Source organism: Flagellimonas hadalis (assembly GCF_007785775.2).
GTDB classification, from domain to species: Bacteria; Bacteroidota; Bacteroidia; order Flavobacteriales; family Flavobacteriaceae; genus Flagellimonas; species Flagellimonas hadalis.
The window spans coordinates 1-12,263 of record NZ_VNIK02000021.1 but is presented as its reverse complement, the minus strand read 5'-3'; the positions used below and the strand labels follow the sequence as shown (position 1 = coordinate 12,263).

9 protein-coding genes are annotated in these 12,263 nt (G+C 41.5%); all 9 read left to right on the top strand.

Annotated features, from left to right (window positions below; genetic code table 11):
* Positions 1–764: 764 nt before the first annotated feature.
* On the top strand, positions 765–2,000 hold the full coding sequence (locus FOT42_RS17660; RefSeq protein ID WP_151891761.1) for a site-specific integrase: 1,236 nt from the start codon (positions 765–767) through the stop codon (positions 1,998–2,000).
* Positions 2,001–2,262: 262 nt separating this feature from the next.
* A complete protein-coding gene (locus tag FOT42_RS17655) occupies positions 2,263–2,847 on the top strand; it encodes a BfmA/BtgA family mobilization protein (RefSeq protein ID WP_151891760.1) in 585 nt (194 codons plus the stop codon).
* 5 nt (positions 2,848–2,852) lie between these two features.
* Positions 2,853–3,875: a MobB family relaxase gene (gene mobB / locus FOT42_RS17650; protein WP_151891759.1), complete on the top strand. Its 1,023-nt coding sequence runs from the start codon at positions 2,853–2,855 to the stop codon at positions 3,873–3,875.
* 513 nt (positions 3,876–4,388) lie between these two features.
* Entirely contained in the window at positions 4,389–5,279 is an 891-nt protein-coding gene (locus tag FOT42_RS17645; protein ID WP_151891758.1) for a pyocin knob domain-containing protein, read from the top strand.
* Positions 5,276–6,118 carry a hypothetical protein gene (locus tag FOT42_RS17640; protein WP_151891757.1) on the top strand — a complete coding sequence of 281 codons (843 nt, stop codon included), beginning with the start codon at positions 5,276–5,278 and terminating at the stop codon, positions 6,116–6,118. Before FOT42_RS17645 ends, FOT42_RS17640 begins: the two co-directional genes overlap by 4 nt.
* Before the next feature lie 28 nt (positions 6,119–6,146).
* Positions 6,147–6,923, top strand: coding sequence for a hypothetical protein (locus tag FOT42_RS17635; protein ID WP_151891756.1), 777 nt, complete (start codon positions 6,147–6,149; stop codon positions 6,921–6,923).
* Positions 6,916–7,779, top strand: a complete 864-nt coding sequence (locus tag FOT42_RS17630; protein WP_151891755.1) for a hypothetical protein — start codon at positions 6,916–6,918, stop codon at positions 7,777–7,779. Before FOT42_RS17635 ends, FOT42_RS17630 begins: the two co-directional genes overlap by 8 nt.
* 4 nt (positions 7,780–7,783) lie before the next feature.
* Positions 7,784–8,611: a tail fiber protein gene (locus FOT42_RS17625; RefSeq protein WP_151891754.1), complete on the top strand. Its 828-nt coding sequence runs from the start codon at positions 7,784–7,786 to the stop codon at positions 8,609–8,611.
* A gap of 135 nt (positions 8,612–8,746) precedes the next feature.
* Entirely contained in the window at positions 8,747–12,085 is a 3,339-nt protein-coding gene (locus FOT42_RS17620) for an RHS repeat domain-containing protein (RefSeq protein ID WP_151891753.1), read from the top strand.
* Positions 12,086–12,263 lie beyond the last annotated feature (178 nt).

Below are 12,263 nucleotides of genomic sequence, written 5' to 3'. Positions count from 1 at the left end.
GTCCAGAAGAATATATTAAATGGTTCGAATAGGGTTGGGGGTTACCTTAATCCTATTCGGGTTGTATAAGTTTATTGGATTTTCTACACAACTTCGGTATAGGCATGGTCATTGGTAGTATTGAAAACATCGCAAGATTCAGGTATCACTGCAATCAAAACCTCTAAACTTGATTGTGTCCATCATGTAAGGTGGGCCAGTAATGGCTTGGCTGGAACACCGGTGGCAAAAATCTAAATCTTGTAATTTATACAGCTAGTTTAAAAATGACAATCAAAGTTCTTATTATATCTGCTTGTCGATAGGGCGAATAGATACTCATCTTGTTTGTGATGAGATTTTGAACTCACAAAAATTCCTTTGTCTATTTTGATTTAAAATTAAATAAAACAAGATGGTGTGGTTTGATTTTAAATATCGATATTTACGTTGTGAAAATCATTATTTCACACGAAGATGTCCTATGGGATGTCCTATTTTGGGAAAATCGACATAATATTCTGGATATTAATGGGTTAGCGCCTCTTCAAGAGGTCAGTCATCCCGACGAACCACTAAATAGGTGGTATCAAAGCACTGTCAACTGACTGATTGACAGTGCTTTTTGTTTTTATTGCATTCAATTGAATTCATTTAAAACCATATAAAAGGTGTAGGGTTCGGTGAATGGTTCGGTACGTTCATTGTGCATAATTTAGATAGCGTTTGACGCTGTTCATGGGTGTTTTGCAAACCTGTTTTGTCAAACCCAAAAGTTATGTATTATGCGCAATTCCAACACTTTAAAAGTACTTCTCTTCACGCGGGACATTTCAAATAATCCCCAAAAACTGACCATTTATGCCCGCATCACCGTCAATGGGAAGAGGGCGGAAATCAGTTTGAAACGTTATACCTCGGTGAATGAATGGGATGAAAATAAGGGAAGGCTCCATGGTCTGACACATAAGGCCCGTTTATTGAACAGCTATCTTGATGAGGTCTATGGTGCAATCATGGATACCCACAAGATATTATTGCGGGAAGAAAAGGTAATCACGGCCCAAGCCATTAAAGCCCGTTATCTAGGGCAGGACGAGCAACATAATACCCTACTTGAACTTATCGAGTATCATAACAAAACGCAAAAGAGTGTACTCCGCCCCGGAACGATGAAGAACTATTATGGGACCAAAAAGTATCTCCTTCGTTTTTTGGAATTTAAATACAAACTCCCCGACATCCGATTGAAACAATTGAACTATAAGTTCATTACCGATTTTGAACACTATCTGTTGAACGGCCCACAACTCCAAAAGGGAAAGAAATGTACCAATAATGGGGCCATGAAACATTTGGAACGTTTGATGAAAATGGTCAAGCTGGGCGTTAAGTTGGAATGGTTGGACAAAGACCCTTTCATTAACTATAGGCTCAGGTTTCATAAAACTGAACGAAGTTACCTAACGGAAAGAGAACTTAAGCGAATTGAGGAAACGGACTTCACTGGAGCAGGCTATGAAAAGGTCAAGGATGCTTTCCTGTTCGCCTGTTATACTGGCCTATCCTATATCGATGTCCGGGAACTTGAAAAGAACCAACTGGTACTTGGTATTGATGGAAACCAATGGATTTATACCAAGAGGGAAAAAACATCGGAAAGTGTAAAACTGCCCTTATTGCCCAAAGCAAAAGAAATCGTTGAAAAGTATTGGGACAGTCCAGAGACCGATACTAAAATACTACCTGTACTCTCGAATCAAAAGACAAACAAATATCTAAAGGAAATTGCTAAGGCTTGTGGTATTTATAAAACCATATCCTTTCATTCGGCCAGACACACTTTTGCAACAACGGTAACCCTTTCCAATGGAGTCCCGATAGAAACAGTTTCCAAAATGCTAGGCCATACCAAACTGTCCACTACCCAAATCTATGCCAGGGTATTGGAACACAAGATAGGGGAGGACATGCAAAACCTTATAGAACATATGCAGATCAAAAAAGCAGCCGAAGGATGAAAAGGATGTATTTATTCGGTCCCGCTTGCGGGACGAAGGAATAGCAAGAGGGTGATGCGCAGATTGCGCCATCACGGTTGTTTTCGGGTCTTCAACAAGTTGAAAACCAGTTAATTGAGATGGTTTTGCAATACTGTACAAAATCAAGGGCTACAGTAGACTTTTCCGAAATCTACAGTAAACCCTTTGGGAAGCCTTGTAAACACTGGAAATTTTTGACGAAAAAATTGACGCAATTTCACTAAAAAACAAAATCGCACCTATGGAAAAGCAATCTACAAACGGCAGAACAAAGAAGGGGACAGGTGGTTATTCCAACATCACCATAAAGAAGGAAACGGCCACACGCTTTCGCAGTTATTCCAAAAGGTTCAGCAAATCGCATAGTGAGGTATTGGATGGAATGATGCAATACTTCAAGGAGAACAACCTTGACCCTTTTGGGGAGGGAACAAAGATCATCCTTGACAGTATCAAAAAGTTGGAGCGTCAGATGAAGAAAAAATTCGATCGGCTCATTGCCATAATCAAGAACATGGAAAAGACCAGTATCCGACCTACCTATGAAATGATGTTGATTCTTTACGAGGCCTATGTAAGGGATGGGAGGAAACCGAGACGGGAACCTGTCCAGATACAGGAAGAGCGAATGGATTTTTTGGAGCCTAGGAATACCGTTCCAAAAGTGGAGCATGATAGAATATTGCAAGAATTTGAAAGCTATAAAAAGCATTGCAATGAAATCCTCAACAATGTGGAGAAGGTTGAGCCGATGATGGGAAAACCCTATCTGAAAATCAATATGGACATCGGGAATTTTGAAAGCTTGAAACATCAATTAAAATAACCCTTATGTACTTTACCATCTCAGCACAGAAAATGGGCAGTACCTATAACTCCAGTGTGGGGAATTATGTGGACTATCTGGAAAAGGAAAACGAGGACAGATTGCCCGAACAAAGGGAAGAATTCTTTGACCAAGAGAACGACAGCGTAAGCCCTCAAACGGTCATTGATGAAATAGATGCCAATACGGCCAAGTTACGGCAGAAAGACCCGAAATTCTATTCCATAGTGGTCAGTCCCAACCAAAGGGAATTGCAGGCCATTGGAAATGACCCAAATATGCTAAGGGAATACACAAGAAAGCTCATGGAGGACTATGCCAAGAGTTTCCATCGCAACCAAGAGGTCAAGGCCGAAAACCTGAAATATTATGCAAAGATAGAGCATGAACGCACCTATCGAGGATTTGACAAACAGGTCCAGGAGAATGCACCGTACCGGGGAGAAATAGCAAGGCTCAGGAACGAGATACGGAAAGTGGAACGGGGCGAATCCATCGGGAATGTCAATGAGCTTGGAAAAAGGATCAAAGAGCAAGAAAGATTGGCCCCACACAAAAAGAATGGACAATTGGTGGCCGCAGGGATGCAAAAGGAGGGGCCACAGACCCATATCCATATCATTGTCAGCAGAAGGGACGTAACGAACACCTACACCCTTTCACCAATGGCCAAGCACAAGGCATCCGAGGTGGAACTGAACGGAAAGACCGTCAAAAGGGGATTTGATAGGGACAGTTTTTATCAGGCAGCTGAAAAGACATTTGACAGGACAACAGGGTTCAAACGGAACTATGTGGAATCCTATGTTGGTAGAAAGGCCCATGCCAAGGAACCGGGAAAGTTCTTTGCCAAGGTGATGGGGCTGCCCACCAAGGAAAAGGACATGGCCTTTAAACTCCTTAAGACGGTGGGTGTCAAAACTCCCAGTATCCCGACCAATAAAGTGCAGATGGCGGCCAAAATCATCAAGGCTCTTGGAAGGGGCATTGATAAGGCAAGGGGCACAGGTGAGGACATGGGGTATTGAAATCCAAAAAGCAGGTTGCGCCCTATCGTGTTTTTGCTTCACGCTTATCTACCGGAACACTACAAAAACCCGACAGGATCCATGCGCAAAAGTTGGGGGTAAGATTTGGGGAATTCTCATTCTTTGTTTTCGAAACCCATAAACCGACATGAACTTTATGAATTAAGAAAATGTAAAATCAGAAATTTATAACAGAATAAAATTATTTGTAATATTTTAATAATCAATTAAATAAAAGAAATTTCTAATTAAACAATGGAAAAAGCCTACTTTTTTTAAGGTTTTCCTGTAATAGTTTTTTAAGCTTTTATTGGTATTTTTCTTACCACTAACCATTAAATACCAATTATTGAAAACCTCTACCCAATTTTGGGCTTTCGGACCCATTCCTGTCCCCATCTTTTTTCAAACAATTAAGACTTCTCTTTCGGATTCCCTAATAAACAATAAAGATTGGGAAGCTTCTCTTTTTATTCACTTGAATGTATTTCTTAACTCTTAAAATATAATGAAATGAACATAAGAATGACTGGAAAAAGCTGCTTGACATTATTTGTTCTTGCTTTGTCTTTATTGAATGCTGCCAAAGCATTTTCACAATGGAGTCCAAATGGTTCCGCTTTATATTATAATTCAGGAAATGTGGGAATAGGAACCTCTTCTCCAATAGAAAAACTCCATGTGGTAGGCAATATCTTGAGCAATAAGTTAGTACTCAATGATCCGAATGATACAAGTGATTGGAATACGCTATGGCAAAGCGGTTTTTTTCAAAGTTACAATGCTTTGAACTCTCCTGAAACTGGCCTGAATCTTTGGTTTTGGGGAATCAACCTTAATCATAGCGCGAACAATTCCAGCTATAGATATAATGGGCAGATAGCCATAAAGAATTCAACTATCCCAACAATGTATTTTAGAAGTACAAATAGGGACGGTGTCGGCACATGGGCAAAGGTTGTGCATAGTGTTGGTGATCAATATATCAGTGGCAAATTAGGTGTTGGGACCGCAAATCCTGATTCGGAACTTACCGTTAAAGGCAACATCCACGCGGAAGAAGTCAAGGTGGACCTTTCGGTTCCGGGACCAGATTATGTCTTTAAAGAAGATTACAACCTCAAGTCCCTTGAAGAAGTCCAAAACTACATAAAGGAGCATGGTCACTTGCCAAACATCCCATCTGCCAAGGAAATGGAAGTCGATGGAATCCATTTGGGGGAAATGAACATGAAGCTTTTGGAGAAGATTGAGGAGCTCACACTATATATACTCAAGCAACAGGATCAATTGAAGCAACAAAAAGAAAAATTGGGACAAATGGAAGAATTACAGTTGACGATGGGTATTCAGGCACACATGATTGAAGAATTAAGGAAGGAAATTAAAAATTTACAAAAATGAGAGGATTGTTGATGGCGTGTTGGCTTTACGGCCTTCCTGTGGCCATGATGGCCCAGACCAATAGCTTTCCTGATGATGGAAATGTTGGGATAGGGACACTGTCACCGAGGACCAAGCTCCATGTGTTGGGACCATCGGAAACCCACTCCGGTCACATTACCACTTTTGGAAATCTTTCCACGGACAATTTGGTCACTTTAAATGCCTATAGGTCCTTTTCAGGTTCAACCTTTGCAGATGGAAACCCGGGAAGTATTAGTAGATATTTCTCCTACAGGTCTATTTACGGAGGTTATTTGAATTACAATGATGAAGGCTACGGGTTTTATAGCCAAGGTCATTATCCTAGAATGTTTATGGAGGTGATTTCGGGTAACCATGGGACCATAAGCAACCTTCCGTCAGATTCGCCGATCAAATCAGGATACATATACCAACAGATCAAAGGCCCAGTTGTGAGTGCTGCCACTTCCCCGGTAAAAGCAACCAATGGGAATTCCCAATGGCTTTGGGGCGTGACGGGCTCCGGAAATATTGTGGTGGCCGGCAAAGTTGAATCCAGAGAAGTTAAGGTGACTGTGGATGCCGGGGCGGATTATGTCTTCAAGGATGGGTACGACCTCAAATCCTTGGAGGAGGTTCAAAAATATATCCAAGAACATGGCCACTTGCCCAATATCCCATCTGCCAAGGAAATCGAAGCCGAAGGGATTCAACTGGGAGAAATGAACATGAAGCTTTTGGAGAAGATTGAGGAGTTGACACTTTATGTCATCGAACTGAAGAAAGAAAACCAGGAAATCAAAAACCATTTAATTGAAAAAAATGAAAAATTTTAGTCTTATAGGGTTTCTTATACCTATACTGATGTATTCGCAAACCCCCTCCTTTACCCTTGGAACGAACAGCAAATACTACGATTTCAAAAAAACATGGGTCTCGGATGATTTTAAACAGGTATCCCAAATAAGAGTTGGGGAATACCTGACCTTGGGCAATTTTGGACTTACCAATAGTAGCTGGATCGGCAGTAATGCCATATTGGACTACAGCAGCTATGGCAATATCGGGTCCTTGGGGAACAAAAACCTTTTTGTGCCTCGTTGGACACCAGGAACGGCCTTGATCATGGAACTGGATTTTGTCCATGGTGCCCTCAAAGGATATAATCATCAATGGAACGGGGTTTCCGCCCAGGTGGATTTTTTGGATTTTGAACAGATCTGGGAATTTGGGAAGACGGATTCGTATTTATTGTCCAGTCTTGGGATAGGGACAACCGACCCAGGAACCTATAAGCTTGCCGTAAAGGGAAAGATCAGGGCCGAGGAAATCAAAGTGGAAACGGGTTGGGCCGATTATGTCTTTGAGGAGGGCTATAGCCTACCCACCTTGGAAGAAGTGGAAAAACACATCAAGGAAAAAGGGCATCTCATCAACATCCCCTCCGCTAAGGAAGTCGCGGAAAACGGTATTGAACTTGGCAAAATGAACAAGCTCCTCTTGGAAAAGATTGAGGAGTTGACACTATATGTTATAGAACTGGAGCATAGGGTTCAATACTTTGAAGATCAAGACCAGAAGTACAGCCAATTGTTGGTGGAGATAAAAGCAATAAAACAAAAGTTAGAAGGCGATGAGTAAAATTACAAGATTGTTTTTGGTTGTTTTCAATCTTCTAGTTATGAATGTGAAGGCGCAAAACCCGACAATTCTGACTGTGGAAAAAATTGATGCCACTTCGGCAGCTATTAATCTGAAAAACACTGAGGGTTTTTGGCATTTGAGTGGCCCACGATCATGGGAATCCAGTAATAATTTTTCCATTTTTTGGCATGATGGATCCAATTATAATGGAATTATGACCCTCTTGAGCAATGGTTATGTCGGATTAGGTGTAACGAACCCACTGGAGAGGTTTCAAATCAGCAATGCTTTTTTGTTCCATAATGGTGGCCATAAAATCTTGTCCTTTTTGTACAAACCATCTGGGCCAGGGACCGATTTGGACGCGAACAGCTATGCCAGTGAAATTCGATTTGACCCAGTGAATGGCTATTTGAGATTTGGAACTTCATCCACATTGGTTGATGCTCCAATAACAAGACTATCCATCTCAAAAGAAGGAAAAGTGGGGATAGGTACCTTGGATACAGGTAATCATAGATTGGCTGTCGAAGGCACAATCGGTGCAAGGGAAATTAAGGTAGAAGTTGGAACTTGGAGTGATTATGTCTTCAAGGATGGATATAACCTCCCAACCTTGGAAGAAGTGGAAAGACATATCAAGGAAAAGGGACATCTCATTAACATCCCCTCTGCCCAAGAGGTTGAGGAGAATGGTGTTGAATTGGGGGAGATGAACAAACTGCTGTTGGAGAAAATCGAGGAGTTGACACTGTATGTCCTTGAATTAAAAAGTAATTCTAAGAAAACTAACGCTTTAATGGAAAAGCAAGATAAAAGAATCAAAGAACTGGAACAAAGATTAAAAAACTAAAAAAATGAAGAGATTGTCAGGACTACTAGCGATAATATTTACAGTTACATTACAAGGACAAATTTATGAGAGTTCAAATGGGAATGTAGGCATAGGTACGACTTTGCCCAATGCAAAGCTACACGTTGCAGGAAACGGTGCAGTGATAAAATTACAGAATACAGAATATGAAAATACAGAGAATTCCTTTTACGGATGGATTGGTGGGTACGATAAAAATGGACAAGAGGTTTGGTGGTTAGGCGAAGGAAGCGCCAACAATAAGCAACTGGGATTTTTTGTGAACAGCGCATACGATTTGAAAATATATAATAACAACCAAGGAATAAAAATCAATCAAAATGGCAGGCTAAACCAGGAGGGGAACATTCCCAATGATAACAGTGCAGTTTTTGTCAATAATTCTGTAAATGGTTATGGAATTTATTCCAAAGGTGGAAATGGTTCTAGATATGCATTTCATTTTGAGAACCAATCGGGGCAATCCATAATATATGGTCAAGGGAATGGAAGAATTGGTATCGGAACCACTTACCCTGACGCAAAGCTTGCCGTAAAAGGCAACATCCACGCCGAAGAGGTCAAGGTGGACCTGTCGGTACCAGGCCCCGATTATGTTTTTAAAGAAGGTTACGATTTAAAATCCTTGGAAGAAGTTCAAAGCTATATCATTAATCATGGGCACTTGCCCAATATCCCATCCGCCAAGGAAATGGAGGCGAATGGGATTGAATTGGGAGAAATGAACATGAGATTGTTGGAAAAGATTGAGGAGTTGACGCTGTACATCCTGGAGCAGGAAAAAAGAATCAAAAAGCTGGAAAAGAAATAAAGGTTTTAGATGTAATGGATTGTTTGTCAATTGCTAAAAACCAAAAAACTAGAAAATTTTTGAATTTAAATATTTATCAATGAACATGTTAGTGAAAGTTTGTTTCTGTCAATAACAACATTAATTTTTGAAATAATGAAAAATACCATTCTGATCATAACTATTTTTTACGTGTCTTTATTTGTGGGCAGGGGCCAAACATTGAATATAGAAAGCCCTCATGTAATCCCACCGCCCCCAGAGGCTTCTGCTCTTTTTAAATCAACAGAGATACCGGTGAATCTCTCCACTGGTGTACCGAATATTACTATACCTATCTATGAAATAAGGTTGAGCGATTTTACCCTTCCCATTTCTTTGAACTATAATGCTTCCGGAATAAGGGTTGATGAAATGGCAAGTAGTGTTGGGTTGGGTTGGGCACTTCAGGCAGGGGGAATGATTTCGAGTTCGGTATTTGGAAGCCCAGATTTTGATACAAATGGCTATATGATACCGGGAACTCCATTTGGAGTACAGGATCGGGAACTTGACCCTATCCAATACTATTCAGGTTCGCAATGGATTCGAAATGATGATTATGAACATTGTTTTGAAGTGACTGGAAGTAGCTTGGTTTTTGGCTCAGGTAGTCCAACTGTGGATGCAATATATGATACGCAGCCCGATATCTATTATTATAATTTTGCAGGAAATAGCGGAAAATTCTTTTTTTCCCGTGACGGAAAAGCAAATACAATCCCCTTTAGGCCCATCCTCATAGAAAGAGATGGTTTTACCGGGTTCTCCATCAAAGATGAGAACGGGATTCTATATATCTATGAAGCAGCGGAAAGAACGTCAACCTCGACCGTTACTTATACTGCTCAGTCAGACTTTGCCGGTGGTATCTCAAATACCGAGAACTACGGGTATTATCTTACGAGAATTGAAACTCCTAAAGGAGAATATGTGGATTTCTCGTACAGTGATATAAGTTATGTATATGATTTACCACATTCCTATACAAGATACCGGGCCACCGGAAATGGTACTGCAGGAATGTCACAAGATGCAGAGGTCCGTATCGAAACTGCCACCACAGTGTATGGAAAAAGGCTGAATTCCATAACTTCAAGCAGATCGCACAGGGTCGATTTTGTCTATGAGAACTGTGCCAGGCTCGATTTGCCCGGCAGGCCTAGTCCAGGTGCACTGACCGGTAGCTATGCCCTTAATCAGATTCAGGTCCATTATGGCACTACCCATAATAGTTTTACCCTTGAACATGGGTATTTTAATCTTAGTTCGTATCAGCCTTGTGTTACAACAGTATCGGATCCAGACAATCATCGTTTGAAATTGCTTTCCATACAAAAAGATGGAGAACCCCCTTATGAGTTCGAATATTTTGGTAACAATGCATTGCCTAACAGAATGGCTGAATCAAAGGATCATTGGGGGTACTATAAGTCAGGGGGAGGCAGGTATCCTTTGGAACCCCAGAATGGATTTTATACAGGAGGGAACAGGTCCCCCAATTTGAACAATACAAAGCAAGGAGTCTTGACAAAGATGACCTATCCCACTGGAGGACATTCCCTGTTCGATTATGAATTGAACATGGCAAGGGATACTTTGTCCATTCCTGGTTCTTCACAGACCCGATATGTTGATATATACTATGACGAGTTACAACCTATACAGGAAATCGACTTTACAATAACCCCACAGGTCCAACCAAATAGTATCCAGGTTTCCTACATGACTACAGGAACCCCGGTCCAAGCCAACTTACAGTTTAATGTCACTTTGTATGGACCGAATTCATACTACAGGGTCTTTCAGTCGGAAGAAGTAGTGGTGATAGACCAGATTTATTTGGATCAGGGCCAGTATACTTTGCGTGTGGAACAGGTTGGGGCTTTTGAGGAAGGTTTCTTTTCCATGACTTATATTGAGGATAATGTGACTCCTCCGACCACAGAGATAACAAATGTGGAAGTAGGTGGGTTACGGATCCGAAAAATCCAAGATTTTGCTAAGGCAATGGACATCACGCCGGCTAAAGAACGGGTATTTAGCTATACCAATCCTGAAAATTCTTTGGTTTCCAGTGGTAGAATTGCAAACAAACCTGAGTATTCCTATTTATACACTAAATACATACGTGAGTATGTTTCGACCAATTCAACTTTTATGGATAGGGCAGGAGTATTTTGGGCCCAGAATTCCACAAGCATCCAACCCTTGTCCGGTCTGCAGGGCTATCATGTTCAATACACCAATGTAAGGGTTGCCAATGAGGAGTCGGCCACCAAAGGATACACGGATTTTAAATATTCCTTTGTAAATGACTTGGTTTCCTACATCACTTATCCTGCGACGATGCCAACGAGTTATGATTGGAAAAGAGGTCTCTTGATGGAAGAGAGCGTCTATAAATATGATGAGGGTACTTCATTGTTCAAACCGGTACGGAAGGTAAACAATACCTATAAATTTTATTATACCCCACCAGATTACATTCAGAATCACTCGGAATCAGGAGCCCATTTGACCCCACCGACAGAACCGAATGAAACCCATGTTGTTGCCCATATTATTAAATTGAGATATCCGGAGGCTAGGTTATCATTAAATGCACGTTACAATGCTGAGTTCGATATTACCAGTTATAAGTTGATTTCATCTTGGTACCATTTGGAAGAAACAACGGAACAAATCTTTGATAACAATGGAGCGAATCCAGTGGTCAAAACGACAATTTTCTTCTATGACAACCCTGTTCATGCGCAATTGACTGGAACAGAGATGCAGACCAGTACTGGTAATATATTGCAGGAATTAACTTATTATCCGGATGATGTAATATCCGTTAGTTCCTTGGGAAGTCCAAATTTGACCAATGCCCAAAAACTGCAAGTGGACAAGCTTAAACAAGATGTCCTTCATCAAATTGCCCGACCGGTCCAGGTTGAAACAATCAATAATGGAAGTAAAACGGTCCAAAGGACAAATTTTGTGGAAAGGAATGGCATCATGTTGTCCGATACAATAAAGACCAAAAAGGGTTCTGGCGTGATGGAAAGCCGTCTGGTTTTCCATGCCCATGACAGTAACGGCAACCCTTTGGAAGTATCCATGTCTGGCGGGCCTCGGACAAGCTACATCTGGGGTTATGATCGGCAATATCCCGTGGCCAGGATAGAGAACGCGACGAGGGCGCAGGTGGAGACGGCCCTTGGGGTTTCCCCGGGCTACCATACGGGCAGTGGAGGTCTAAGTCTGTCCCAAGGGAACACTTTGAGGACCGGTCTTCCCGATTCGATGGTGACCACCTACACCTATGACCCCTTGGTCGGTGTGACCAGTGTCACGGACCCCAAGGGGAATGTCACGTATTATGGGTACGATGCGTACAAGCGGTTGGAGTCCGTCAAGGATGACGATGGACATTTGGTTCAGGAATACAAATACAACTATAAAAACTAAGTGCCATGGGAAGAGTTTTGTCAATTTTATCGGCCATTCTGATGGTCCAGAGTGTTTTTTCGCAGACCAACAGCATCACCAAACCGGAACCGGGCCAGAGCACCTACATAGTGACGGGGAGTGCCACCTTGGAGGCGATAGAGCACATAACGCTAGGCCCGGGGACCCATATCCAGAG